This window comes from Pseudoalteromonas sp. APM04, from assembly GCF_022809815.1.
Classification (GTDB): Bacteria; Pseudomonadota; Gammaproteobacteria; order Enterobacterales; family Alteromonadaceae; genus Pseudoalteromonas; species Pseudoalteromonas marina.
In genome coordinates, this window is the sequence record NZ_CP094442.1 from 250,713 (window position 1) to 276,966 (window position 26,254).

At 40.1% G+C, this 26,254-nt stretch carries 19 protein-coding genes; 13 read left to right on the forward strand and 6 right to left on the reverse strand.

Features of this window, described 5'->3' with window-relative positions:
* The first annotated feature begins 242 nt into the window (after positions 1-242).
* Both MTP24_RS17035 and MTP24_RS17040 read left to right on the forward strand, forming a co-directional pair.
* Positions 243-1,340, forward strand: coding sequence for a Fic family protein (locus MTP24_RS17035; protein ID WP_243534411.1), 1,098 nt, complete (start codon positions 243-245; stop codon positions 1,338-1,340).
* Between the two features lie 692 nt (positions 1,341-2,032).
* The gene (locus MTP24_RS17040) at positions 2,033-3,016 is read left to right on the forward strand and encodes an IS110 family transposase (RefSeq protein ID WP_243530847.1); all 984 of its coding nucleotides are present in this window, start codon (positions 2,033-2,035) and stop codon (positions 3,014-3,016) included.
* A gap of 704 nt (positions 3,017-3,720) precedes the next feature.
* Here MTP24_RS17040 and MTP24_RS17045 read toward each other — a convergent pair.
* Both MTP24_RS17045 and dgt read right to left on the reverse strand, forming a co-directional pair.
* Positions 3,721-5,337 carry a cell surface protein gene (locus MTP24_RS17045; protein ID WP_243534413.1) on the reverse strand — a complete coding sequence of 539 codons (1,617 nt, stop codon included), beginning with the start codon at positions 5,335-5,337 and terminating at the stop codon, positions 3,721-3,723.
* A 168-nt stretch (positions 5,338-5,505) separates the two neighbouring features.
* Positions 5,506-6,972 carry a dGTPase gene (gene dgt, locus MTP24_RS17050; RefSeq protein ID WP_243534415.1) on the reverse strand — a complete coding sequence of 489 codons (1,467 nt, stop codon included), beginning with the start codon at positions 6,970-6,972 and terminating at the stop codon, positions 5,506-5,508.
* Positions 6,973-7,163: 191 nt separating this feature from the next.
* Between dgt and MTP24_RS17055 the strand changes: the two genes are divergently transcribed.
* Positions 7,164-8,387, forward strand: a complete 1,224-nt coding sequence (locus MTP24_RS17055) for an ectonucleotide pyrophosphatase/phosphodiesterase (protein ID WP_243534417.1) — start codon at positions 7,164-7,166, stop codon at positions 8,385-8,387.
* A gap of 125 nt (positions 8,388-8,512) precedes the next feature.
* Here the strand turns inward: MTP24_RS17055 and MTP24_RS17060 are convergent, their stop codons facing one another.
* Positions 8,513-9,256, reverse strand: a complete 744-nt coding sequence (locus tag MTP24_RS17060) for a reprolysin-like metallopeptidase (protein ID WP_006793508.1) — start codon at positions 9,254-9,256, stop codon at positions 8,513-8,515.
* Positions 9,257-9,415: 159 nt separating this feature from the next.
* Positions 9,416-10,114, reverse strand: coding sequence for a hypothetical protein (locus MTP24_RS17065; protein WP_039037271.1), 699 nt, complete (start codon positions 10,112-10,114; stop codon positions 9,416-9,418).
* Between the two features lie 354 nt (positions 10,115-10,468).
* Between MTP24_RS17065 and MTP24_RS17070 the strand changes: the two genes are divergently transcribed.
* From MTP24_RS17070 to MTP24_RS17080, 3 genes are all read left to right on the forward strand, one after another.
* Positions 10,469-11,626, forward strand: a complete 1,158-nt coding sequence (locus tag MTP24_RS17070) for a benzoate/H(+) symporter BenE family transporter (RefSeq protein ID WP_243534420.1) — start codon at positions 10,469-10,471, stop codon at positions 11,624-11,626.
* A gap of 180 nt (positions 11,627-11,806) precedes the next feature.
* Positions 11,807-11,968 carry a hypothetical protein gene (locus tag MTP24_RS17075; RefSeq protein ID WP_243534422.1) on the forward strand — a complete coding sequence of 54 codons (162 nt, stop codon included), beginning with the start codon at positions 11,807-11,809 and terminating at the stop codon, positions 11,966-11,968.
* 503 nt (positions 11,969-12,471) lie between these two features.
* Positions 12,472-13,455, forward strand: coding sequence for an IS110 family transposase (locus tag MTP24_RS17080; RefSeq protein ID WP_243530847.1), 984 nt, complete (start codon positions 12,472-12,474; stop codon positions 13,453-13,455).
* A gap of 496 nt (positions 13,456-13,951) precedes the next feature.
* On the opposite strand, the gene hemH is transcribed toward MTP24_RS17080, so the two are convergent.
* Positions 13,952-14,971, reverse strand: a complete 1,020-nt coding sequence (hemH, locus tag MTP24_RS17085; protein ID WP_243534424.1) for a ferrochelatase — start codon at positions 14,969-14,971, stop codon at positions 13,952-13,954.
* Between the two features lie 74 nt (positions 14,972-15,045).
* Positions 15,046-16,380, reverse strand: a complete 1,335-nt coding sequence (locus MTP24_RS17090) for an HD domain-containing phosphohydrolase (protein ID WP_243534426.1) — start codon at positions 16,378-16,380, stop codon at positions 15,046-15,048.
* 245 nt (positions 16,381-16,625) lie between these two features.
* Here MTP24_RS17090 and MTP24_RS17095 point away from each other — a divergent pair, with 245 nt between their 5' ends.
* The 7 genes from MTP24_RS17095 (at position 16,626) to MTP24_RS17125 (ending at position 26,087) form a co-directional block, all read left to right on the forward strand.
* Positions 16,626-16,991: a response regulator gene (locus MTP24_RS17095; RefSeq protein WP_008133194.1), complete on the forward strand. Its 366-nt coding sequence runs from the start codon at positions 16,626-16,628 to the stop codon at positions 16,989-16,991.
* Positions 16,988-17,563 carry a chemotaxis protein CheX gene (locus tag MTP24_RS17100; protein WP_006793514.1) on the forward strand — a complete coding sequence of 192 codons (576 nt, stop codon included), beginning with the start codon at positions 16,988-16,990 and terminating at the stop codon, positions 17,561-17,563. Before MTP24_RS17095 ends, MTP24_RS17100 begins: the two co-directional genes overlap by 4 nt.
* Positions 17,563-18,840 (forward strand): ATP-binding protein, encoded by a 1,278-nt coding sequence (locus tag MTP24_RS17105; protein WP_243534428.1) that lies wholly within the window; start codon positions 17,563-17,565, stop codon positions 18,838-18,840. Before MTP24_RS17100 ends, MTP24_RS17105 begins: the two co-directional genes overlap by 1 nt.
* A gap of 296 nt (positions 18,841-19,136) precedes the next feature.
* Positions 19,137-21,143 carry an EAL domain-containing protein gene (locus MTP24_RS17110; RefSeq protein ID WP_243534430.1) on the forward strand — a complete coding sequence of 669 codons (2,007 nt, stop codon included), beginning with the start codon at positions 19,137-19,139 and terminating at the stop codon, positions 21,141-21,143.
* Positions 21,140-22,267 carry an HDOD domain-containing protein gene (locus MTP24_RS17115; protein ID WP_243534432.1) on the forward strand — a complete coding sequence of 376 codons (1,128 nt, stop codon included), beginning with the start codon at positions 21,140-21,142 and terminating at the stop codon, positions 22,265-22,267. Before MTP24_RS17110 ends, MTP24_RS17115 begins: the two co-directional genes overlap by 4 nt.
* A 120-nt stretch (positions 22,268-22,387) precedes the next feature.
* Positions 22,388-23,299, forward strand: a complete 912-nt coding sequence (locus MTP24_RS17120; RefSeq protein WP_243534434.1) for an ATP-binding protein — start codon at positions 22,388-22,390, stop codon at positions 23,297-23,299.
* A 247-nt stretch (positions 23,300-23,546) separates the two neighbouring features.
* Entirely contained in the window at positions 23,547-26,087 is a 2,541-nt protein-coding gene (locus MTP24_RS17125) for a TonB-dependent receptor (protein WP_243534436.1), read from the forward strand.
* The last annotated feature ends 167 nt before the right edge of the window (positions 26,088-26,254 follow it).

Consider the following 26,254-nt stretch of genomic DNA (forward strand, 5'->3'; position numbering starts at 1 on the left):
CCCTCTTTGTGAATAATGGGCTTTTAGGGCTGTAATGCACAAAGAGAGGCGAATGAGGAGTAAATGAGTAGTCAAAGCGCGAAGTAAAATTGCATCTACAAATATTTAAATTACGGTTGCCTATAATTTAAAAAGCGGTGGTGCTTGCAAAACAATGAGGCAATTAATGCCATTAATCGCCTCATTGAATGAGGCAATTAAATCATATAGACTGAAGTTAACTAACTTAAGGGCTAAAGACTATGTGGATATGGCAACAACAAAACTGGCCAAACTTTACGTGGGATTATGCGTCGCTTGCTCCCTTACTAAGTGAACTTTCATATAACCATGGCTTATTAGTGGGCCGTATGGGCGTGCAAAGTGCCCATCAAAAGCAGCAAGCTCTTGATACTTTATTAGCAAATATTATTCACTCTAGTGCGATTGAGGGCGAAAAGCTTAATGCATTTTCGGTTCGCTCTTCGCTCGCTAAAAAGCTCAATATTAACGAGAAGCCTTATCCCACAACTGTGCAAAGCGACAATCTTGCAGAAATTATGCTTGATGCAATAACTAACACAGATTCAGCGCTTGGTTTAGAAAGGGTGCTTAACTGGCATCGTTTATTATTTGCAGATGAGCAAAGCTTGTTTACTAATATTGAGGGCGGGCAGTTGCGTGGCGGTGAGCCAATGCAGGTGGTATCAGGGCGTTTAGATAAACCGGTATTACATTTTACAGCGCCACCTAAAAAGTTAGTAAACAAAGAGCTGTCGGTATTTTTTGATTGGTTTAACAACACGCAAAACGATCCACAAATAGACCCTTTTATTCGTGCTGCTATCGCACACTTGTGGTTTGTAACAATACATCCGCTTGAAGATGGTAACGGGCGCATAACACGACTTATAACCGACCTGGCTTTAGCACAAAAGTATGCAGAGTCTATTCGGTTTTATGCTATGTCGGTGGCTATTTTAGACGATCGAAAAAGCTACTACGAGGTGCTAGAAGCCACGCAGCGTGGCGGGCTTTGTATAACACAGTGGATTAAATGGTTTTTAAATACGCTTAATAATGCGATACACCATACGCTTAAAAATATTGAGCAAACAGTTTTTAAAACTAATTACTGGGCAAGTAAAGAGCAAACAAAACTAAGTGAGCAACAAGTAAAAGTAATTAATAAATTACTCGATGGCCAATTTGAGCACGGAATTAGTGCCAGTCAGTATCAAAAGGTAGCTAAAGTCAGTCGTGCGACTGCCACACGGCATTTAGCCGATTTACAGACATTAGGTTTCATAACAAAAACAGCTGCCGGTGGGCGCAGTACACGTTACACAGTTGCTCAATGAGGCAATTAAATGGCTATTTGACTCATTAATTGAGGTAAATAGGTGTGTTTAAGTTAAACGAGTAGTGCTGAATGCTTTAATTAAAGCGAAAGGTAAACTTTCGTCCATAAATTAAAAGCTTTGCTTTTAGGGCTTTAATGCACAAAGAGAAGCGAATGAGGAGTAAATGAGAAGCCAAGCCATTTGATTTGTTGGTTTTTTAATCACGAGTCACTTAATCACTTCTCTAAAAGCGCAGCGTCTCTAAACCTCTTTGTGAAAAATGGATTTTAAGGGCTTAAATGCGCAAAGAGAAGAGAATGAGGAGTAAATGAGAAGCCAAGTGATGGTGTTAAGTGATCTTTTTATTACCACAGAGCACACCGAGGCGCTTCGCGCTACACAGAGAAAAAATTAGTAATATTAGTTACTTCTCCGCATCTTTTTTCTTAACTTTTGGTGCTGAAACAATCACCTTTCGACCCCCGTAAAAGCGTTGCTTTTAAACGCCAGCAAGCTGCGCGTCTTGTATCTCTCATTGATAAATGATTAGCTATCATTTATCACATCGAAGTCAGTGAGCTTGCCTGTGCGTCTAGTATTTAATACTGCTCCGTAGATAAGGCCCTGATTTTCTATTCTCAGAAACTGAATGGTATCCAAGCACACTTTTATTTAAGTAGATGCTGTATGTACAAGGGGAGTAAGTAGAGATGATGTTTATCGGCATTGATATTAGTAAAGAGAAGATTGATTTATCGTGGTTGAGAGACCAACTTACAAATAAAATTAAAACTAAAGTCTTTAAAAACAAGCGCCAAGACTTTGTAACAATAGAAAAATGGCTTTTAAATACAACTAAAAGCGCTGCTAGTGAGCTCGTTATCACCCTCGAACCAACGGGTGTTTATCATGAAGCGCTGATGTATTTTTTACACGAGCAAGGCTTTAATATTATTTTAGCGAATCCCAGTAAAGCTAAAAAGTATGCAGACGCTTTAAACATAATTCACAAAACAGACAAATCTGATGCAACGATGCTTGCTCATTATGGCTGTGCTAAGCACGCAGTCGTTAATTATTGGCAACCTGAAGCATTAGCAATTAGAGAGCTTAAAGCCCTTATTCGTCGTTTAGATGCGCTTGAGAGTAACCGACAACGAGAGGCTAACCGATTAGAAGCAAGTGAATTCAGCAACGTTTCCGCGCGTGTTTGCCAATCGATAAAAGTGACTATCGCGTTTTTAGACGATGAAATTAAACAGCTTAAATCTGACATTGATAACCACATAGATAATGAACCTGATTTAAAAAGAAACAGGAAACTACTTGAGTCTATCCCTGGTATTGGGCCCGTATTATCGAGAGAGCTAACGTATTTGTTTGCGGCTAAAAAATTTAATAAAGCCAAAGAAGCTGCCGCTTATTGTGGATTAATTCCACGGCATAATGAATCGGGTAAATTAAAAGGGCGAACATCAATCAGTAAACTTGGGCCAGCCAGAATTCGATGCAAACTTTATATGGCGGCCATTGTTGCAGGGCAATGGAATAAAACAATAAAGAGACACAAGTTAACGTTAATAAACAATGGTAAAACACCGATGCAAGCTGTGTGTGCAAATATGCGAAAGCTAATTCATATATGTTTTGGTGTAATAAAAAACCAGGAAGCGTTTAAGCTCCAAGAAAGTTAAATACGGCCTTGAAGCTTAAAATGAGAGATGGTATCTACCAGTAAATTTAGAAATAATGAGCTTATAAAACTGTAATGCACAAAGAGGAGTGAATGAGGAGTAAATGAGAAGAGCAAAGCTACTTGATTTAAGTTATTGGTTTTAATAACGAGTCACTTAATTACTACTCTAAAAGCGCAGCGTCTCTTACCCTCTTTGTGAATAATGGTTTTTAAGGGTTTTAATGCACAAAGAGAAGCGAATGAGGAGGCAAAGTGAATAGGGCTATTTTTAGCTTGGTTTTGTAGACGTAGAGCTTACTCACGTTAGAAGCGCAGCTTCTTGCTAAAAAATAAATATCACCACAGAGTACACCGAGGCGCTTCGCGCTACACAGAGTTAAAAAATATTGGGTTGGTCACTTTTTCTGATCTTCTCCTTCACTTCTCTGTGGTAACACAATCATTTTATTAACCCCCGTAAAAGTGCTGCTTTTAAACGCCAGCAAGCTGCGCGTCTACCAGTAAATTTAGAAAGAATGAGCTTATAAAACTGTAATGCACAAAGAGGAGTGAATGAGGAGTAAATGAGAAGCCAAGCCATTTAAGTTATTGGTTTTAATAACGAGTCACTTGATCACTTTTCTAAAAGCGCAGCGTCTCTTAACCTCTTTGTGAATAATGGATTTTAGGTCTTTAATGCACAAAGAGGAGTGAGTGAGGTTGCTACTCTTTTGTTTGTAGCTTTTTAGCGCGTTCTTCTGCGTCTATTAGTGCTTGTGATTTAGGGGCGCGTTGTTTTTCTTCTATTTTGGGTTTTTCGGCTGAGTTTGGGTCCCAACTTGCATCAAGTGATAGGTTGGCAAATGGGTTGTTGGTATCTGCTTTTTTAGGCTCAGCTGCAGGGGTTTTAAGTTCGGCTTTTGTTTCAAATGCTTTTGGCTCTGGTTGGATTTTTTCAAGGGTGTTTTGTGGCGCTGGTGGCTCCGGCTCAGTTTGTGTTGGCTCTGTTTTACGTGGTTTTTTCTTTTTTCCTGGTAGTGGTGCATTAGGATCGAACGTGCGTACTTCGGGCTCTTTAAAGTCGTGTTCAGTTTTAAATGCAGGCGCTTCTGGCTCGGGTTTATCTAATTTAGCAGGTGTACTTTTTGGTAGCGGCTCAGGTGTTTGCTCTGCTGGTTGTTCAGTTTTTTCAACAGGCTCTGCTGGTGTTGGCTCTGGTTTTACTGGGCTGTGCTTGCGCTGTTTTTTTTCAGGTTTTGCATCTGGATCAAAGTCGCGTACTTGCGGTTCGTTAAAGCTGCTGGCGTTTTTAATACGCTCTAACGTAGTTTTAGCTGCGGCTTCAAATTCGGCGGTATTAGGTTGTGGTTTTTCTTCGCGTGGTTTGTCATTAGTAACTGCGTTGTTAGTAGGGGCTTTTGGCTGGGCTGTTTCTGTAGCCGATTGCTCACTGGGTGCCGGTGTTTTGTGTGTAGTTTTTGGTTGCTGTTGCTCTGAGGTTACATTAGCTGTTTGTTTTTTGGCGCTTTGTGTATTTTGTGTTTGCGTACTAACCGCTGTAACGGCTGCGCTGGCATTGGTTTGTTTTGCGCGGCGCAAACGAATGATCACCATTGCGCCAATAAGTACAACCAGTACTAATACAAAACTTGGTAATAATAACGAGCTAGGTTGCTCGCGCGCTGGTTGCGGGGCAATCACTGGCGCTGGTTTTATCACCGGTACTACTGATGGCTCTGAGGGTTGTTTAACCGGTGTCGCTTGCTCTGTTACTTGGCTTTGCGCTGGCTCTTGTACTTTTTTTGATTCTTCCTCAAGCACTTGTGCTGAAGCTTGTTCACGTTTTTGAGTTGTTATTGGCTCTGCTAGCGTTTGGTTATCAGCTGTGTTGTTAGGCTCGTTTTTTTCAGTAGGTGTAGCTTGTGTAGGCTCTACATTAATGGTTACTTCACTTGCGTTAGCGTCAATCATGTCGCTAATTTGCTGTTTTTGCTCATCGGTTAAGTTTAGTGTTTTTTCGTCAATTAACCCATCGGTGGTTTGGTTGGTGGGCTCAATAACCGGAGCAGGCTGCACATTGTTTGGTTGTGGTTGGGTTACTATTACGCTTGGCTCTGGCTCTTTTACTACTGGTTTAGGCTGAGTAAGTACTTGCTTAGGCTTGTTGCAATGTTTTTTGTAGTCACGCGCCGCTTTACGGTATTTTTCGCTTGTTTTGTTATTACTGTATTGCTGTACTTCTTGCTTTATAAGTATGCACATTGCTTCGTTATAAGCAGCGCTATTTACACTATAAAATAAGGCAAAACAAAGCGTCAGACGTGTGAATAAAGTGGTCATAAGGGCGGTTAGCGTTTAAACATTAATAAGTTGATTTTAAGCGTAAAATTAAAAATTATCTAGGGGAGTATTACGCTTAATGGCGGGCGAATATGGCTAAGCTTATTTGCTTTTATATTAAAGCTTAGCCAGGCAGTTAATAAATGGCGCTGAGTGAGCGCTATTTTATTAGCTTATTACCATGAGGCTGCGGTATTCGTCGTAGGCAAATTGGTCGGTCATGCCGCTAATGTAATCTTGAATTAACCGGCATCGGTAATAAAATTCGTAGGCTGCAAAGTGGTCGGGCTCTTCTTGCATGGCGTCTATGGCATGTTGGTAGCTGTTTAAGTGCTTTTTAGAGAGCTTTTTAACAAGCCTTGATTCTATTAGTAGGCGTTTGTCGCCATTTAGTGCGCGTTTAAAGTCGTCGCTTGTTAATTGCAGTAGTGGTTTGTAGCTGTCGAGTAGGCCGTTAATGATTCTGTAGCCTTGTAGCTCAAGCTTTTCTACTTCTTTATCTGAAAACACATGCGCTTGGGCAACTTGTTTAAGCGTTTGTGTTACGGCGTGCAAGTGGCTTCGGTCTTCTAGTAGGGCATGGTTAAAGTCGCCGTGATAAATGGGTTCTATGTTTTCTATAAAGCGTTTTGCGGCATGGTTAACTAGCGGGTGCAGCAGGGCTACACGCAGGTATATAAAAAATTCGCTATTAAAATTATACGGTTGTGCTTTGCCACGCTCTAGTGCGTAGTTTACCGCTTTGCTAACAAAGTCTTGGTGTTCGGTGTCGTCAATGGTTAGGTTTATAAGTACTTTTTGATAGTGATTTTTAAGCACGGTGCACAGTAGTTCAATGGTTATTATGCCTTTTTCTACGGCGTCTTCTATGTCGGCTAGGCAGTACGATATATCGTCGGCGGCTTCCATTATGTAACTGGCAGGGTGGCGACAGTATGGCTCTATGGTTAACTCGTTTTGTAATGCTTCAATAAAGGCTTTTTCACTGTAGTAGTAGCCTACTTTTTTCATTAAGTAGTTTTTATTTTGGGGTATGTCTTTTACATCAAGCCCTGCTGGGCGGGTGTATTTTAAAATACCTGCACTTTGGCTGTAGGTTAGGTTAAGGGTTTGCAACGAATGAATAATACGAATGCCTTGGGCGTTGCCTTCAAAGTTGCAAATGTCTTGCGCTAGGTGCTTAAAAATAACGCCTATGCCAGTGTTTGGCTCGCGGCATCGCTCGGGAGTTACACTGGCTAAATTATTATTAAACCAGTGGTTTATTGCGGCTTCGCCAAAGTGGCCAAAAGGTGGGTTGCCAATGTCGTGCATTAGGCAAGCCATTTCTACTAGGCTTTCGAGTGGGCGTTCTAGATCGGTTAAGCCATAATCTTTTTGTTGCTCAAAGCTTAGGTTGGCAAAAATACGTTGTACAATAAATCGGCCAACTTGTTGTACTTCAAGTGAGTGGGTTAACCTTGAACGCACAGCGGCGTTTCGCTCAAGCGGAAATACTTGTGTTTTTTGTTGCAAGCGACGAATAGCGGCGCTATTCATTATGCGGCCACGGTCGCTTTCGAGCGCCATTTGTAAATTAGAGGTGGTTCGGTACATACGCGCGGGGGTTATTTTTTTACTAAAGTCGATGGTCATCGGTGTCCTTGTTTTGTGGCGATGACTGGCGAGGTAAATGCGCGTTGTCATTCGTTTTTAATACTTACTAGCTAATATATACACCTAGAGGAGTTAGGTACAGGTGCTTGTATCATTTAAGGCCTGGCAATTGTATTATAAAGTTATATTTTTCAGTATTTAACGTATTTTAATGTAGGCGAGTATTTGTAATGAAGTATGGATTTGTAAAGGCGATGATGTGGGCACTTTTGGTGTTAACCAGCCATACGGCGTTTGCAGCAAAAGAGCAAACGGTAGTACTTGTGTCGATTGACGGTTTTAGGTGGGACTACATTGAAAAACACGGTGCACCTAATTTAAAAGCTATGGCCGATAAAGGCGTAAGGGCACAAAAGTTAATACCGGTTTACCCCACAAAAACGTTTCCTAATCATATTTCTATTGTGACTGGGTTATTGCCAGTGAATCACGGCATTGTTGATAACAAATTTTGTGACAAAGCGCGTAATAACGAATGTTACAGCATGGGTAAAGCATTAGGCGACAGTACGTGGGTAAAAGGCATTCCGCTGTGGAACTTAGCTAAAATGCAGGGGCTTAAGTCGGCGGCGTATTTTTGGCCTGAGTCTGATGCGCGTTTTAATGGTATGACTCCCGACTATTTTTATCATTACTCTAAGCATAGTGAGTACCAAGGCCGGGTAGATCAAATTATTCAGTGGTTGAGCTTACCTAAAGCGCAGCGCCCTCGGTTTGTTGCGAGTTATTTTTCGTTAGTCGATAGCATGGGGCACGAATTTGGCCCCGATGCACCACAAACACGTGATGCAGTTAAACAGCTCGATACGTTAATGGGGCAGTTACACGCGCGTTTAAATAAATTAGAACAAGATGTGAACTTAGTGATTGTGTCGGACCATGGTATGGCGGTTGTTGATCCTGATAAAAGCATTTTGTTAAACACCTTACCTAGTGATGATGGTTTTATAGTTAAAAATACGGGGCCGCGTTTACTAATATATGCAAAACCCGAAACCAGCGTAGCCGACATAGCCAATTACAAAGCGCGTTTAAGCGAGGCGGCAAATGGCCGTTATACAGTGTTAACTGATGAGCAGTTGGCTGGGTATCATTATAATAAAGGGAGCCGAGTGGGCGATATTATAGTGCAAACTAACGCGCCTGCTGTATTTACAAGTAAGGGTAAATCGACGTATGTTGGCACACACGGTTACGCTTACACAGACGACATGGCAGCCACGTTTATTGCAACTGGGCCTGCATTTAAACAAGGTGTAAGCCTTAAAAAAGTAAATAACCTCGACATTTACCCGGTGCTTGCAAAAGTAATGGGCTTAAAGCTATTAAATAAAGTAGATGGCGATGGTAAAACGTTAATGCCGGCTATTAAGCAAAAGGTTGTTGTGCATTAAAAAGAGCGCATAACGCGCTCCAAAGGGACTAAGGCTAATCCGCAAAATAGATCACTTAATTAAACAGATTGGGCTAACAAAATAACGTAAGCGGGCATTACATATGCCCGCTTTTTTGTGCTCATTTATTTAAAGTTAGCAATACTTGTTTTTGTAGCCGTTACAGTGCGAATTGCGTATGCCTGGTTTGTAATACCGTAAGGAATACCGTTTACGCTCCAATTTGGGTTAGAGAAGTAATCGTACTGTGTTGCGCTACCAAATACTTGTGGGTACGCCATGATACTTGCAAACTCGTTTTGTACACCGTGGCCCATGCCGTCAGTGTAAACACCACCCGATGTATCACCTTGTTTACGTGAATGCGCTAAGCCTTGGTTATGGCCTAGCTCGTGTACAAATGTGCTTGCGCCACAATCAATCGCTGTAATTGAGTACATACGATCGCTCATAGAGCTGTAAAGGTTGCCGTTTGTACCTTGCCCAACCCATGCTAAACCACATGAAATTAAGCCAGCACCTGCACTTTGACCCATACCTAGCACTGCTACCATGTCGGCTTTCCAGCCTGTGCGTAGGTTATCTACGTAGCTGCTGTTTGTTACTGCATTAAGCCAATCTTCAGATGGAGTAATTGCGTAGTCGCCTAAGTTTTGCGAGCCCACTAAACGCAGCGTAATGTCTACGCCATTTTGGCTGTAAACTTGATTACTAAACGCAATAAGCTGGTTAATTTTTGTATTAATATTGCTGGTTGCTGCAGCCGATTGGTCGGTATATAAAATACCAATATCGATTGTTTCTGCTTGAGCTGTGCTTGCAGCGCACAATGCAGCTGCTACTGCTGTTTTGATGATTACATTCTTCATTGTTGTATTTCCTTACTCTTGTAGTGGTTAATATAGTTATTATTAAATTTTGCTTAAGCATAACGAGCACGCTTAAGCAGCCATTTAATGGGGCTTAATATAAAAAATTAGGTAATAGCAATCCGCGATAGCACTTAATTAAGCGGGCGGAATAAGTGATTAGCCGTCGGTTTTAGGCGCAAACATATCGCCAGTGTTATCGGTTTTTGGTTGTGGGGCACTTACGTCGTGCTCAATATGGCTTTTATATAAATCGCGTTTAGCGGCTATCCAGCCGTATTGGCCTTTGCTTTCAAATACATAGTTTCCAGAAGGCGCGGTAAATTGACCGTATATAGCGTCTTTCCCAACGGTAAGTACCGTGTTGTGCATACGTCCGTCAACGCCAAGTACTTTTCCAAAAATGCTTTTGTCACCATTGGCCGACTCAATAACGTTAGTGACTTCGGCTGTATAAGTTTCGGTTGTTTGTGGAATAGCTAAATCAAAGTTTTCGCCTGTTTTTAGTGCTTGTAAAGTGGCTAAATCAAACTCTATGTACGCTTCGTTATTAAGGTCGGTAGGCAGTACTTTGGCATTGGTAAGAACTGCTTTGGCACGATCTGATAAGCGGTTTACCGCGTCAAAGCTTTCAAATGGGGCTGTTTGTTCTATTTTTGGCGTGGTTTTTATAGGGTCTTTACTCATATCAATAGGCGCTGGCGCTTTGGTTGTGCGTGTTTTTTGCAGATCAATAGGAACAAAATCGATCGCTATTGGAGCAGTAGGCTCCTCGGCTTTTTTGGTCTCAATTACTCCTTTGTAAATGGCAAATGCGAGTACCGCAGTAGCAATGGCAGCAATGATTAAACGCTTCATTTGTTTCTCTTTTGGTGTTTTTGGTTAACTATTTGTTACGTTTTATACTAAGTGAGTGATTAGATCAAGTTTGGTTTTATAGTATTAATGTATTGTTTTTTGATTTTTTAAGTTGTTGTAAAGTAATAGTTAGCTTGTTTTTAGTACATTTTAGGTATTGCTTTTTGTAGGTTTTATGCGGTCTGTGGCGCTTTTATAGGTACTTGTTTGTTTTTTAAAGTGCAATAATTTAAAGGCTCAAAACTTTTTAAAATAAAAATGAAAATAATTCACGATTCTTACACTAATAGTTAATTGCATTGTAAAAATGAGCAACGTATGTTGTGTGCATAAAAATAAATGCAAGAGGGATATATGGCGTTTTCAGATCAATTACTTAACCGAGCAACCGCTGGATTAGTGGCCGTGATTATTGGTTTTGCAAGTTCCATTGCATTAATTTATCAGGTTGTGATCACCCTAGGGGGGACGCCTGATTTAGTTGCGAGCTGGATTTTAATGCTAGGTTTAGTAATGGGAGCAACCTCAATTGGTTTATCTTACTATTACAAAGTTCCTGTTTTAATTGCATGGTCGACCACCGGGGCTGCTTTGCTTATATCAAGCGCACAGGGATATAACCTAAACGAGGCGGTTGGAGCATTTATGTTTGCCGCGTTGTTGGTGTTTTTGTCGGGTATAACGGGTTGGTTTGAAAAAATAATGAACCGAATACCCAGCGAACTTGCCTGTGCCATGTTAGCGGGCGTGCTGGTTACTTTTGGTATTGATGTATTTAATTTTATGAATGATATGCCCTTAGTTATAGGGTTAATGGTATTGGTTTATTTTGTTGGTAAGCGCTTTTTTGCGCGCTTTGCCATGCTAAGCGTGCTGATTGTGGGGGTGTTATTAGCGTGGCAATTTGGCCATGTAGATACAAGCGCATTGCAGTGGAAAATGAGTCACTTTACCTATATTGCGCCTTCGTTTAATTTACAAGCCTGTATAAGCATTGGTTTGCCTTTATATATTGTGACAATGACCTCTCAAAACTTGCCAGGTATTGCTGTGTTAAAGGCGCATAATTATAAAGCGCCTATTTCGGCATCACTTAATGTGACGGGGCTGGTAAATGTACTTTGTGCGCCGTTTGGGGCGTATTCAATTAATTTAGCTGCGATTACGGCGGCTATTTGTATGAGTGATGAGGCTGATAAAAACCCGGATAAACGCTATTGGGCAAGTATTGCAGGCGGTGTGTTTTACATTTTAATGGCGTTGTGTGCTGCAACTTTAGTCGGTTTGGTGGCAAGTTTGCCGCAGGCACTTATTTTGGCGTTAGCGGGTATCGCTTTGTTTGGCACTATTGCAAATAGTTTGCAGCAAGCGTTAACGGGTTCGCAATATACCGAGGCTGCAATAGTGACGTTTTTGGTTACGGCGTCTGATTTAACGATGTTTTCAGTAGGATCTGCTTTTTGGGGAATTATAGCGGGCGTATGTACAGTAATGATCACTCGTAAGGGTTAATGACGGTGGGTTACTTAAAAGCGCAGCGTCTCTTGACCTCTTTGTGAATAATGGGCTTTTAATATCGTAATGCACAAAGAGAAGTGAATGATCAGGGCAATACCAATGTTTAGTTTGTTTTTGTAGACGTAGAGCTTGCTCACGTTAGAAGCGGCAGCTTCTTGTTATTTAATAATAAATATGACCACAGAGCACACCGAGGCGCTTTTGCGCTACACAGAGTTAAAAAAATATTGGTTTGGTCACTTCTTCTGGCCTTCACTTCTCGGTGGTGAGTTAATTACTTTATACCCCGTAAAAGCGTTGCTTTTAAACGCCAGCAAGCTGCGCGTCTACCAGTAAATTTAGAAATAATGAGCTTATAAAACTGTAATGCACAAAGAGAAGTGAATGAGGAGTAAATGAGCAGCTAAAGTGACAAGCGGTGTTTTAGTTTATTTTTGTAGACGTAGAGCTTGCTCACGTTAGAAGCGGCAGCTTCTTGTTATTTAATAATAAATATGACCACAGAGCGCACCGAGGTGCTTTGCGCTACACAGAGTTAAAAAAATATTGGTTTGGTCACTTCTCCTGATCTTCTCCTTTACTTCTCGGTGGTGAGTTAATTACTTTATACCCCGTAAAAGCGTTGCTTTTAAACGCCAGCAAGCTGCGCGTCTTGTATCTCTCATTGATAAATGATTAGCTATCATTTATCACATCGAAGTCAGTGAGCTTGCCTGTGCGTCTAGTATTTAATACTGCTCCGTAGATAAGGCCCTGATTTTCTATTCTCAGAAACTGAATGGTATCCAAGCACACTTTTATTTAAGTAGATGCTGTATGTACAAGGGGAGTAAGTAGAGATGATGTTTATCGGCATTGATATTAGTAAAGAGAAGATTGATTTATCGTGGTTGAGAGACCAACTTACAAATAAAATTAAAACTAAAGTCTTTAAAAACAAGCGCCAAGACTTTGTAACAATAGAAAAATGGCTTTTAAATACAACTAAAAGCGCTGCTAGTGAGCTCGTTATCACCCTCGAACCAACGGGTGTTTATCATGAAGCGCTGATGTATTTTTTACACGAGCAAGGCTTTAATATTATTTTAGCGAATCCCAGTAAAGCTAAAAAGTATGCAGACGCTTTAAACATAATTCACAAAACAGACAAATCTGATGCAACGATGCTTGCTCATTATGGCTGTGCTAAGCACGCAGTCGTTAATTATTGGCAACCTGAAGCATTAGCAATTAGAGAGCTTAAAGCCCTTATTCGTCGTTTAGATGCGCTTGAGAGTAACCGACAACGAGAGGCTAACCGATTAGAAGCAAGTGAATTCAGCAACGTTTCCGCGCGTGTTTGCCAATCGATAAAAGTGACTATCGCGTTTTTAGACGATGAAATTAAACAGCTTAAATCTGACATTGATAACCACATAGATAATGAACCTGATTTAAAAAGAAACAGGAAACTACTTGAGTCTATCCCTGGTATTGGGCCCGTATTATCGAGAGAGCTAACGTATTTGTTTGCGGCTAAAAAATTTAATAAAGCCAAAGAAGCTGCCGCTTATTGTGGATTAATTCCACGGCATAATGAATCGGGTAAATTAAAAGGGCGAACATCAATCAGTAAACTTGGGCCAGCCAGAATTCGATGCAAACTTTATATGGCGGCCATTGTTGCAGGGCAATGGAATAAAACAATAAAGAGACACAAGTTAACGTTAATAAACAATGGTAAAACACCGATGCAAGCTGTGTGTGCAAATATGCGAAAGCTAATTCATATATGTTTTGGTGTAATAAAAAACCAGGAAGCGTTTAAGCTCCAAGAAAGTTAAATACGGCCTTGAAGCTTAAAATGAGAGATGGTATCTACCAGTAAATTTAGAAATAATGGCTTATAAAACTGTAATGCACAAAGAGGAGTGAATGAGGAGTAAATGAGCAGCTAAAGTGACAAGCGGTGTTTTAGTTTATTTTTGTAGACGTAGAGCTTGCTCACGTTAGAAGCGGCAGCTTCTTGTTATTTAAAAATAAATATTACCACAGAGCACACCGAGGCGCTTTGCGCTATACAGAGTTAAAAAAATATTGGTTTGGTCACTTCTCCTGATCTTCACCTTCACTTCTCGGTGGTGAGTTAATTACTTTATACCCCGTAAAAGCGTTGCTTTTAAACACCAGCAAGCTGCGCGTCTACAGGTAAATTCAGCCATGGCATTGCAAATGATGGGCTTTTCACTAACTCTAAAAGCGCAGCGTCTCTTACCCTCTTTGTGAATAATGGGCATAAAAAAAGGCGTTAATATTAACGCCTTTTTTATATTGAGTTGATTACAACATTGGTTTTAACACATCAAATATGGCTTCAATGTGGTCGTCTCTGTCGTTTAAAGCTGGGATGTAGCGGTATTTTTCGCCGCCAGCTTCTTCAAATATTTCGCGGTTTTCGCCTTCTAACTCTTCTAGTGTTTCAAGGCAGTCGGCGCTAAAAGCAGGGCTTATGATTGCCACATCTTTAATGCCTTCGGCTGGCAGGCTTTCTAGCGTTGCATCTGTGTAGGGCTTTAACCACTCTGCTTTACCAAATCGGCTTTGGAAAGTGCTAATGACATTGTCTTTATCAAGGCCAAGCTTTTCAACAACAAGTCGCGTTGTTTGTAAGCACAGGCAATGGTACGGGTCGCCATTGTCTAAAAATAGTTTTGGCATACCGTGGTACGAAAAAACAATTTTTTGCGGCATCCCGTTGGCTGCTAGATCTTCGCTTATGCTATTAGCTAATGATTCAATGTAAGTGGTGTTTTTGTGGTAACCGTTTATAAAGTGAAGCTCAGGCACCCAGCGCCATTTGCGTAGCACGCTTGATACAGCGTCAAATGTAGACCCTGTTGTAGGGCTTGAATACTGAGGATACATTGGCATGATAATTATGCGTGTAAGGCCTTTGTCTCTTAGCTCTTCAAGGCCAGCTTCTATTGAAGGGTTGCCATAACGCATGGCCATAACAACTTCGGTGTTTGTGTAGCCTTTTTGCTTTAACAATGTGTTGAGCTTTTCGCTTTGCTGGCGCGTAATGTGAGTGAGAGGCGACCCGTTTTCTGTCCAAATACTTTTGTATAACTTTGCTGAACGTTTTGGACGTACTCTTAAAATAATGCCATGTAATATGATCATCCAAACAATGCGTGGTATTTCTACTATGCGTGGGTCAGATAAAAACTCGCGTAAGTAGATACGCAGTGCCGCGGCTGTTGGGGCGTCTGGGCTCCCTAAGTTAGTAAGCAGTATTCCCGTTTTTTGATTAAAACGCCCGTCGTGGGGATTGTCGGTTACGGCAGAAAATCGCGACACGTTGTGCTCCTTCAAGCAAAGTTATATGTATATTTTAGGCTTATTGTAACGAAAAAAAGCCTGCTTTAGATCAATCATTTAGCGCTTTTAATCATAATTCTAAAGGGGGTTGGTTTTTTTGCTTCAAGTTGTTGTAACTTTTCAATTGATTTACGGCTAAACACATGGCCTTTGGGCAGTAATATAATGCCAGTGTGGCTTTGTATCGAGTTCCCTAATACCATATTTTCTTTAAGCTCTTGAGCATTACAAATAGTGACCGAACCCGCTGTGCTTTTCTTCTCTTTCATTTTGTTGTGGCTGGCTTCAAGTGCTCGCACAATTTTTGGATGATAAAACGTACCGCTGTAAAGTTTTATAGTGTCGAGTGCGTGCTGGTGATGTTCGGCCTCGTTGTCGCCCACACTTTGTTCATAGGCTTCCCAATAATCACGTGCAACGCTTAATACCATGGCACCAATGGGTATTTCGTTACCCGAAAGCCCTTTAGGTAACCCGTTGCCGTTATAGCGCTCATATTGATAGTAAATAGCATCAGATACATCTTGTAAATGCAGTGCAGGCATAAGCATTAGCTGCGCGGTGCTTGGATGTGTGTAAAAGGTTTTGCGTTGTACTTCGGTTAGTTTATTCACTGGTTTTTTATAAAGATCGGGGTCCATGGCTAGCAATCCTATTTGTGCTAGGTAACCCGCAGTTGGCGCAAGTTCGATACTTTTTTGCGATGCATTTAGATACAAGGCTATATGCGTACAGGTATTGGCAATGTTTTGTGCTCTGTTGCCATCGAGATAAGGGTTTGCATTGATAAAATTGTAGAGCAGCTCTACGGTAGATTTATGCTCGTTTTTTTCTCGTTCATTTGCTTTTTCAAGCTGCCTGAGCACTTGTTTTATTTGCTTTGTACGCTTTTCTACTCTGAGTTCTAACGACTGATTCAGTTCGGTTAATTGCGCATTTTGTTTTTTGACATGCGCTTGAAGTAGTTCGTTGTGCTTTTTTAAGCGAAACTTTTCAACTGCTGATTTTATAACCCCGATTAAGTGATCGTTTTGCCAAGGCTTTTGAATGTAGGCGTTAATACCCCCATCGTTTACTGCACTAACCGTTGACTCTAGATCAGAATAGCCCGTTAGCAAAATACGTTGAGTGTCAGGAGCTAGCTTTTTTGCTTTTGCTAAAAACTCTGCGCCGCTCATTTTGGGCATACGCATGTCACTTATGACCACATCAAACTGTGTGGCTGTCATTTTTTGAAGTGCGTCGTGTCCGTCGGTCGATACAACCACATTAAATTTGTTCATTCGTAACAGCCGTACAAGTGACTTTAAAACACTTGCCTCGTCGTCTAGGCATAAAATGTGGGCAGGTCTGTTGTTAAATTCTTCTAGTTCAGAGGTTTTTTGCATAAAAGTAAAGCCAGCCAAATCTGATATACGGTTAAATTTAGTCTAACCTCGGCTTATAAACAACTGAATTAGCAGATTTTATTAACCACAACAAATTTTATTAATGCGTGAATTTAAAATGCATAAAAAAACAATAAAAACCCAGCGTAAAAAGCGAATTTTTAGGCTATTTTTTTGCAGAAATTACTAATTACTTCTACTCTAAAACAGAAGGTTACGTACTAATATTGTATAGCGAGGACTGTATGCCAATACCGGTTACAATAGCTGATGACTCAGCACTTTCAAGAAAAACAATTAAACGCGCACTTCCTGAAGATTGGGATATTACGATTCACGAAGCTAAAAATGGAGTTGAAGCGCTAGACGCTGTGCATGCTGGGTTAGCGGAGGTACTGTTTTTAGACTTGCAAATGCCACAAATGGATGGCTTTGAAGTGTTAAAAGAGCTGCAGCAAGAGCATCAAAAAACCATTGTTATAGTAATTAGTGCAGATATTCAACCTGCAGCACAGGCGCTTGTTAGCTCTATGGGCGCTTTTAGGTTTTTACAAAAGCCTTTAAAAGCCGACCAATTACGCGAAACCTTGCTGGATGTTGGCTTGTTATGATTGAAATAAACGAAGATGAGCGCGATGCGCTTCAAGAAATAATGAACATTTCTATGGGGCAAGCGGCCGATGCGCTTGCTCGACTTATTCAAACCAAAGTGTCTTTGTCTATTCCTGCTATTCAAGCAATGTCTCCTGAAGACTTTCAGGGAATGATTAATAGTCTTTCAAATAACTGGTTTGCACGACAGTCGTTCACGGGCACTATTCGTGGTGAAGTGATAATGAGTATGCATAAAGACGGTTGCAATGCGTTGGCTGAAGTAATGGATTTTGACTTACCGCTTGATGAAGCCGCAACAGAAGAACTTGTTTTAGAAATTACCAATATTTTATCTGCTGCTTGCCTACAAGGCTTTACCAGTCAGCTTGAGTTATCAACGCAATTAAATATGCCTGCGTTTTATTATCCGGTGCAATCTGCTCACAGTAATGAGTGGTCGTCTATTTTAATTATAGAAGTTGAATTTTTTATTGAGCAAATGCAATTTGATGCGCGCATACTCATTGGCTTAAGTGAAGGGTCTATTGAACAGCTGTTAATACCAATCAAAGCCTTATTGGAGGATTGATGGAAAAAAGCGAGTTTGAACGCGTCATTGAGCAACTTCCTATTGGTGCCTGTATTATAAATCAGGATATGACAATCACTTTCGCTAACCCTACGTTTTTAGGTGGATTAACTATTCGCCAACCCGATTTAGTTGGCCAACCTCTATTAACTGTATTTGAAGAACAAGCGCGTTTTTTAAAACGTAAAATTGACAGTGTATTTATTTTAAAAAACCCAAGCTTTAGTTACTGGCAACAACGCCCCCATGTATTTCCCATGCGAAGCAGTCGTCCCATTACAGGGGATGAGTCGCAAATGTACCAAAATGTGCAATTTATGCCGCTATCAAATGAAAATGCAGAGGTTACGCATGTCAGTATTTTTGTGACAGATGTAACCGCAGAGGCCAGTTATTTTATTCAGCAAACTGATTTAAAAAATGCGCTAGAAGACGAGCATCAACAATTAAAGGCACTGCATCAAGAGTTAAAAGTAGCGCAAAAGAAAATGCTGCAATCAGAAAAAATGGCGTCTATAGGTCAGTTGGCCGCAGGGGTTGCACATGAAATTAATAACCCAATAGGGTTTGTGAGCTCAAACCTAGAAACGCTCAAGGATTATGCGTTAAAACTAATAAAAACAACGCAGACGCAAAAAAAAATCATTGTAAAACAGGCTGAAGATCGCTTTATTAAATTACTTGAGGATGTATACGAACGCCAGGGTGTTGACTTTATAATAGAAGATTTACCGGAGCTACTCGATGAGTCGCTAGATGGTGCAGAGCGAGTTAAAAAAATTGTTAATAGCTTACGAGATTTTGCATTAAGCGATGAAGAAAGCTGGATGGAAGTGGACTTATGCGCTGAGATTGAGTCGACGTTAATTGTGTTAAAGAATGAGCTCAAATATAAAGTTCAAATTGAAAAGCAGTTCCCTGCAGAGCCTGTTTTTTTATGGGGTAAGGCCAGTAAAATACGGCAACTCTTGTTTAATACTATTTTAAACTCGTTACAAGCGATGGTTTCTGGAGGAACACTGACCATTGAGTGTAAGCAAGAAAAAGACAAAATAAAACTTATTATTGAAGACACTGGCGCAGGTATTGCTGAGTCTGATTTAGAGCGAATTTTTGACCCCTTTTTTACAACCAAAGAGGTTGGGCAAGGTACTGGCTTAGGCTTGTCTGAGGTGTACACCATCACTGAAGAGCACGAAGCAAGTGTTGATGTACTGAGTAAAGTGGGTGAAGGCAGTCGCTTTGTGTTTGTTTTCAATACCCCAAAAAGTTCATGAGCTAAAAAAACAGCGCTAAGAGAGGCATGTTTTGTGACTAAAGGTTGATTGAATAGTGTTGCTGGTATTGTTTATTATTAGCTAATTATATTGGGTTGGTATTTTTATTATATTAATTCTTTATGGTTGGGTTGGTGGTTTGTAGATAGCAAGTGATATATTTGCATTAGGGTTACATGTTATTTAAATGTAAATTACTGTTACCCTATCATTTTAATGACGGCAGTACTTTTTTAAGTACTGTTGTATTAGCTGTTTTGATCTTTTTTAAGATTGAATAACAATAGGAGCCAATAGTGGAACCTAGTATCCTTTTGGTTGATGATGAAGTTAATGTTTTGCGCTCTTTACGGCGTGTATTGCAGCGTGCCGGCTTTAAGGTAAGTGTAGCCGAAAGTGGCCCTGAGGCGCTTGAATACTTAAAAACAAGCGACGTATCTATTATTGTGACTGACTACCGAATGCCTAATATGACTGGGGCTGATTTACTTCGAGAAGTTAAAATTCACTGGCCAGAAATAATAAATATAGTGCTTAGCGGTCATTCTGATTTTAATTCGGTGGTTGAGCTTCTTAACCAAGGACTGGCGATTAAGTTTTTACAAAAACCTTGGAATGAAAATGAACTGATAACAACCATTCAACAAGCGCAACAACTCTATTGCAAGCGTATTGCTCAGCACGAGCGTGACCAACTACTTTTAGGTAGCGTTACCGCGCTTATTGAAATAGACGAAAATGGTAAAATAAACCGTTTTAATGCGCCTGCGCAGTCTTTGTTTTCAGGTTTATACAGCTTTGTTGATGATTACATAATTAATATAGACGCACAGCCAAATAAAGACGATTTGACGGCCTTTTTAAGTAATAAAACCAATATGTTATTTATTGCTCGTAAATGCGCAGAAAGCGAAAAAGAATACGAGTTTATTTTGGAACGTTATTGGTCTGATGATTTTTGTCAGTTACTCAAGCTGTCGGTTAACCCTAGTAAGTCGAGTGACAAATTTTTAATAGAAAGCTTTGGTGATTTTTTAATTAAAGAACCTGCTTTTTATCAACAGCTAAATGAGTATGAAAGTGAAAACACTAGCTACACGGTTATTTTTATCGGTATTGCTAAATTTGAACTTATTGCTGATTTATTAGATTACCAAAGCGCTTACGAGTTTACACATTTGCTTGCAAAAGTATTGCACAATACCTTTGGTGAAAAGGTGAGAATGTGTCAAAAGCATTCTAACCAGTTTATGTTATCTGTACCTCACGCAAGTAACGATGCCACATTACTTGCCGCTCTTAATAAAACTATGAGCTTATTTAGCGATGCGATACCCCAGCGTTATAAAGGAATGAGTTTAGAGCTTTATGGTGTGTACGGCATTTTTCCTGACGATGTTTTGTCGGGCAAAGAGCTTATAAATCATCTTAGTTTGAATATGAACTACTTGGCTAAAAAACAGCAACGATTTTTTACCCGCTTTGATGCAGAGCTTGTGAATGACTACCGAAAAAACTTTGAACTAAGTAGGCTGCTTTTTAAAGCAATTGATAACGAAGAATTTAGTTTATGTTTTCAGCCAAAAATAGATTTAAAAACACATAAGGTAAGTGGTGCCGAAGTGCTTATTAGGTGGTATGAGCCGACAAAGTATGGGTGGGTGTCTCCTAGTTTATTTATACCTATTTCTGAATGTGATGGCCAAATTATCGCTATAAGTCGATTTGTAATTTCACAGAGTTTTAAACAGCTTAAGCAATGGAACATGCAAAAAGTTGAAGTAGGTAAACTCGCTATAAACCTTTCTGCTCGGCAAATTAAAGAAGACCCTGAATGGATAGACTTTATGCTTGAGTCTCTAAATGAGAACAACCTCAGTGCATCAAACATTCAGTTTGAGTTAACAGAAACCTACTTAATGGATGATCTAACAAAATGCCAACTGCAAATAACCAGATTAAGAAGCTTAGGGTTTGAAGTCCAAATTGATGATTTTGGTATAGGTTATTCATCACTTGCGTATCTTTCAAAGTTATCAATCGATGGCATAAAATTAGATAAGGAGCTGATAAGTGGTTTAGATTCATCCCTTGAAATGCAAAGTATGATCAGAAACATTGTGCGTATGTCCCATGATCTTAATTTAAAGGTGATTGCAGAAGGAGTCGAGACGGCTCACGAATGTAAATTGGCAGAAAGACTTGGCTGTGATTATATTCAAGGTTTTTATTTTTCTAGACCTTTGCCTGCGGATGAGTTTTATGATTACTTAATAAATACAAATGTGCGCGGTGATGAATGAAAACAATGAGAGTAGTTTTATTTGACGACGAGCTTTTTATATTAAAGGCGCTACATAGAACTATTAACAGAATATATCCCGCTGCTGACGTTATTACGGTGAGTGAAATAAATGAATTTTGGTCTGTGCTTAAAAATAATAAATCAATAGACCTAATTATAAGCGATTACTTAATGCCGCACGTTAATGGATTAGATGTGTTAGAGCGCTGTTTAATTGAAAATTCGTACCCAGTGAGGGCTTTGCTCACGGGGGACCCGTCGTTAACCGAAAAAATGCGTCAATGTAACGTTGTGCATATGTATCTTGCTAAACCATTTAATAAAGACGATTTAATACTTTTGTTTAACAATGTGGCAGAATTAAAAGCACTCCCGTTTTCAGAAAGTATGAGAAGAAAACTGGGGGCAATGTCTAGCTTTCCGGTTTATCCTTCACTGCTGCAAGAGCTCAATACGCTTATTGATAGTGGAGAGTTTGACCTAACTGAAGTAGCCGAGCTTGTCTCTAAGGAGCCTGTTATTGTTGCTAAGTTGCTGCAACTTGCTAACTCGGCCTATTTGGGCTTCACACGTAAAACAGTCTCTATAGAAGAAGCCGTTTCTCGCCTTGGTACGACTATTTTATTGTCAATTAGTACATCATTATTAATGGCAGAAAATTTGCCTCCTTCTATATCGGCCATCGATCACGAAAAGCAAATACATGTTGCAACACATTATGCTAGTTGTGTTAAAAAATTTGCACAACATATAGGTATGAACTTAAAAGAGCAGGCTTTGCTATTTTCAGTGGCGCTATTGAGTTTTGTTGGTAAATTAATAAATGTTGAAGAAGTGACGGACCAACACAAATTAACTGAGCCTGAGCAAAGTATAAATTACCTCCATGTATCTGCTTATATCATGAAATTATGGGGGCAGAGTACGCAGGTGTGCGCATTAATTTTAAACTCCAATGAGTTAAAAACCCCCGCTGATAATTTGAGTAATACCCTTTATATTGTTCATCAAAAGCTATTTAATAAGCAGTCTAACGAGGCCCTTATTGTTGGTTGTCAGCAACAGGGGGTTTGTTCATCCTTTTGTGAAGCAATAAATACGTTTGAGTGGGAAGTGTTTTAAGCTTAACCTGCCTGTTTATTGTCAATTTACACATTTATTTACAGAACAAAAAGGAGATCTGGTTGCGTATTTTCAGTTTGGCAACTAAATATTAGTTATACAAGCTATAGGGATACTGGCATGAATGAAGTAGAGAGTCATTTAGAAAGTGTATGTTTAAACGATGAAAAAAACCTTAAGTCGTTACAAAAGCAACTAAGTGAAAAAGAGTCCGAATTAGCACGGTATAAAAAAATGCTTGTCCAAAGTACTAAAATGGCAACATTGGGTACGCTAAGTGTTGATGCGGCTTCGGAAATAAGCACCCCATTGTCACAAGCAATTAATACGATAGATAACCTTAGCCATAGCAGCCCAATAATCTCCACATTACTAAATATCAGCGAGCAATACTTAAACGGTGAACTCAAAGAAAGCCAGTTTAAACACGAGCTCGACTTACTTAATTTACAACACCCATTTGCTTGGATTAGCAATGACTTGTCGGCCAAAATAAAAGACAGCGCGAGCACCTTAAGGCAGGTTAACTATTGCGTTCAAAATTTACTTAATTTTTCTGAATCTAATGAATGCCATGCAGTTCAGCTCGTCAACATAGTCGATGTTGCTGTAAATATGCTTAAGCTTCTTGAAAGTCAGCTATCGCTGTGCGCTATAAAAACCGATTTTGAAAATGTACCGCCTATTTATTGTAATTTAGCTTCAATTAATCAGCTTTTTGTTAATTTACTCATTAATGCCCGAGAAGCCTGTGAGCATAATGACACCAAAGGGTGCATTGTTGAAGTGCGTGTTTTTGAACAAAATAGCTTTATTTGTATTGAGATAAAAGATAACGGTTGTGGCATGACAAACCATGTACAAGAACAGATGTTTGACCCTTTTTTCACGACCAAAGAAGTAGGAAAAAATAGTGGGATGGGGCTAACGCTTGTGCACTCAATAGTGCAAGAACACGCAGGAAAGATACAAGTTAACAGCATAATAGAGACAGGTACGTCCATTTTATGCTCACTCCCCTTAAAAGAATAAGTTAATAAATAAATACTCATTGTAAACAGTTTGTTAAAAATGTATTTTGTAATTTTAATTCCTTGTTTGCATTAATTTTAGCCTTTTTGGTGTATTTTTTTCTTAAGTTGAACTTTATTTGCATACTTAGGCCTTTAATTTAAAATTTTCATTTCTTTTTATTTGCTAATGTTGCTAGGATGTTCCTCATTGGCGATGCTAAATCGCCAAATAAACTATAAGAACACACATAAACAGGGTCGTCACTATGTCAACATATCGTTTAAATACACTTGCAGCGGCAGTTGCATTTGCAGTATGCGCACCAGGCGTTGTTATCGCGCAAGAAGCCCCCGTTCAAGCTGCTAAAAATATTGAACAAATATCTGTATTAGGCTCTCGGGTGTCTAATCGCACCTCAACAGAGTCATCTTCACCAATAGATTTAATAGACTCAGATGATTTAAATAAAGGCGGTTACACTGAGCTTGGCCAAAGCCTACAAGCTACAGCACCGTCATTTAACTTTTCGCGTACGCAGGTGTCAGATGGTTCTGACTTATTTAGACCTGCTACACTTCGTGGTTTACAACCCGATCAAACGCTGGTATTGGTCAATGGTAAACGCCGTCATAATCAATCTATTTTTGGTCTTAATGGGACGGTTGGTGCTGGTGCTGCCGGTACCGATATGAACGCAATTCCGTTAACTGCGCTTAAAGGCGTTGAAGTACTTCGTGATGGCGCAGCGGCAAAATATGGCTCCGATGCAATAGCGGGTGTAATCAACTTATCACTTAATAATTCAACAGGTGTAACAACGGGCTTTGTTCAGTATGGCGGCACAAGCGAAGGCGACGGCGACACAGTTACCGCAGGTTTAAACCGTGGTTTTGAGTTAGGTAACGAAGGTGGTTTTATTAATTTATCACTAGAATACCGAGATGCTGACGGGACTAACCGTGCAGAACGCGATACGGGGGGGTCGTTAAATGTAGAGCCCGGAACGCTTTCAGAGGATGTTCGCTGGGGACAGGGTAACGCTGATAGCGAATTCACATCGCTGTTTTACAATATGGCACTGCCTGTTGGCGATAGCGAGCTTTACTCGTTTGGTGGGTTCTCAGAGCGAAGCGCGTTAGGTAATGGTTTTTATCGTAACTTTAACGAAGCGTCTAAAAACGTGACTCAAGTATACAGTGATGGTTTTTTACCGCGTATATACAATGAAGCACAAGATCTTTCGTTTGCAATAGGGTTTAAAGGGGATATAAACCCAGATTGGTCTTACGATGTGTCGGCTGTATATGGTGAAAACCAATACGATTTTACCTCGCGTAATACCTTAAATGCGTCTTACGCTGCCGAGTACTTATTTAATAACCCTGATGCAAGCGATGCTGATATTGCAGCTAATGCAGGCCCAACCGGTGGCTATTCAGGTGGATTTAGATTTGATCAAACTACATTTAATGCTGATTTTAACGGCATTGTAGATATTGGTCGCAGTGAACCACTATACGTAACTATTGGCGCAGAATACCGAAAAGAAAATTACGAAATAGTACCAGGCAGCCAAGCGTCGTATGCTTGTGGTTTAGCTAATACTGATACTTCTTATCCGTCAGTCAATGACGAAAATCAATTTGCGCAGTGTGGATTTCAGGCGTATAACGGCCTACGCCCAGAAGCGGCAAATAAAAGTGATCGAAATAGCTACGCGATATTTGTAGATCTAGAAACGATGATCACAGATGCATGGAACGTTAGTGGTGCACTTCGCTATGAAGACTTTTCAGATGCGGGTGACGATTTAATTGGTAAACTAGCGACACGTTACGAGTTTAATGATGACTTTGCTGTTCGTGGTGCGGTATCAACTGGCTTTAGAGCGCCTTCGCTTCAGCAAAGCGGTTATACAGCTTTTACAACCAACCTAGGATCGGATGGCTCGTTAACTCAGTCGTTTACTGCTAACACAGGCACGGCATTTCCAAGTGCGTTAGGGGTTGATACTTTAGAGCTTGAGACTTCAACTAACTACAGCGCGGGATTTGTTTACGATGTAAGCAGCGAGCTTTCGCTTACAGTTGACTTTTACCGTGTGGAAATTAAAGACCGCATAACGTTAGGAAGTTTGTTATCGGCTGACGACGTATCGTTTAGCCCAGATGCGCTTGCTGCGCTTCAAGCTACAGGCGCAGTACAGGCTAATTACTTCTCAAACTCCGTTGATTCTACTACACAAGGTGTTGATATTATTGCTTCGTATCGTACTGAGATCGACGGGGCTAATTTGGGTGTTACTTTTGCTGGTAATTTGAACGACACTAAAATTGATAACGTAAATGCAGAAGAAGGTATTCCAGAAGCGGTTGCCTTTGATGACTTACAACGTAGCTTTTTTACTGATGGACAGCCAAGTGAGCGTGCCACGCTGACATTTGATTATGCGCGCGACGCATATACTTCAACACTTCGTTTTAATTACTTTGGCGAAACCGATGTAAAATACTTTGGTAACGACCATATTTCATTGCCGGGTGAGCTTTCTCCAACGGGGTCGTTTAAACCAACAAGTACAGTTGAATCAGCAGTGTTGGTTGATGTAAACGTAAGTTATGACATTAATGAGATGTTTACGCTTTCTGTTGGTGCCGACAACGTATTTGATGAAACACCCGATGAGTTAGGTGATGACGAAGTACTTAACTTTATTACCAATGGTGCGTTTAAATACCCTGTACGTGCATTGCCTTATGGCTTTGACGGGCGTACATATTATGCAAAAGTAAGCTTTGAATTTTAATTACTTGAGCTAAAAATTATTTAACCTGAACTCTGGTTAAGAGATATACCAACATATTTCATCATGATGATATTTAAGCTTATTTCTCTAGCAAGAGGTTTTCAGTGGAAACAAGGCGAATTTACGCGTCAATAGCTAGCCTATTTCAAGTAAATTCAACGCTGTTA

Bases quoted from the DNA above. Each gene is read 5' to 3' on its own strand.
- MTP24_RS17035 (WP_243534411.1), top strand. From the start codon at position 243: ATGTGGATATGGCAACAACAAAACTGGCCAAACTTTACGTGGGATTAT.
- MTP24_RS17040 (WP_243530847.1), top strand. From the start codon at position 2,033: ATGATGTTTATCGGCATTGATATTAGTAAAGAGAAGATTGATTTATCG.
- MTP24_RS17045 (WP_243534413.1), bottom strand. From the start codon at position 5,337: ATGACCACTTTATTCACACGTCTGACGCTTTGTTTTGCCTTATTTTAT.
- dgt (WP_243534415.1), bottom strand. From the start codon at position 6,972: ATGACCATCGACTTTAGTAAAAAAATAACCCCCGCGCGTATGTACCGA.
- MTP24_RS17055 (WP_243534417.1), top strand. From the start codon at position 7,164: ATGAAGTATGGATTTGTAAAGGCGATGATGTGGGCACTTTTGGTGTTA.
- MTP24_RS17060 (WP_006793508.1), bottom strand. From the start codon at position 9,256: ATGAAGAATGTAATCATCAAAACAGCAGTAGCAGCTGCATTGTGCGCT.
- MTP24_RS17065 (WP_039037271.1), bottom strand. From the start codon at position 10,114: ATGAAGCGTTTAATCATTGCTGCCATTGCTACTGCGGTACTCGCATTT.
- MTP24_RS17070 (WP_243534420.1), top strand. From the start codon at position 10,469: ATGGCGTTTTCAGATCAATTACTTAACCGAGCAACCGCTGGATTAGTG.
- MTP24_RS17075 (WP_243534422.1), top strand. From the start codon at position 11,807: ATGACCACAGAGCACACCGAGGCGCTTTTGCGCTACACAGAGTTAAAA.
- MTP24_RS17080 (WP_243530847.1), top strand. From the start codon at position 12,472: ATGATGTTTATCGGCATTGATATTAGTAAAGAGAAGATTGATTTATCG.
- MTP24_RS17090 (WP_243534426.1), bottom strand. From the start codon at position 16,380: ATGCAAAAAACCTCTGAACTAGAAGAATTTAACAACAGACCTGCCCAC.
- MTP24_RS17095 (WP_008133194.1), top strand. From the start codon at position 16,626: ATGCCAATACCGGTTACAATAGCTGATGACTCAGCACTTTCAAGAAAA.
- MTP24_RS17100 (WP_006793514.1), top strand. From the start codon at position 16,988: ATGATTGAAATAAACGAAGATGAGCGCGATGCGCTTCAAGAAATAATG.
- MTP24_RS17105 (WP_243534428.1), top strand. From the start codon at position 17,563: ATGGAAAAAAGCGAGTTTGAACGCGTCATTGAGCAACTTCCTATTGGT.
- MTP24_RS17115 (WP_243534432.1), top strand. From the start codon at position 21,140: ATGAAAACAATGAGAGTAGTTTTATTTGACGACGAGCTTTTTATATTA.
- MTP24_RS17120 (WP_243534434.1), top strand. From the start codon at position 22,388: ATGAATGAAGTAGAGAGTCATTTAGAAAGTGTATGTTTAAACGATGAA.
- MTP24_RS17125 (WP_243534436.1), top strand. From the start codon at position 23,547: ATGTCAACATATCGTTTAAATACACTTGCAGCGGCAGTTGCATTTGCA.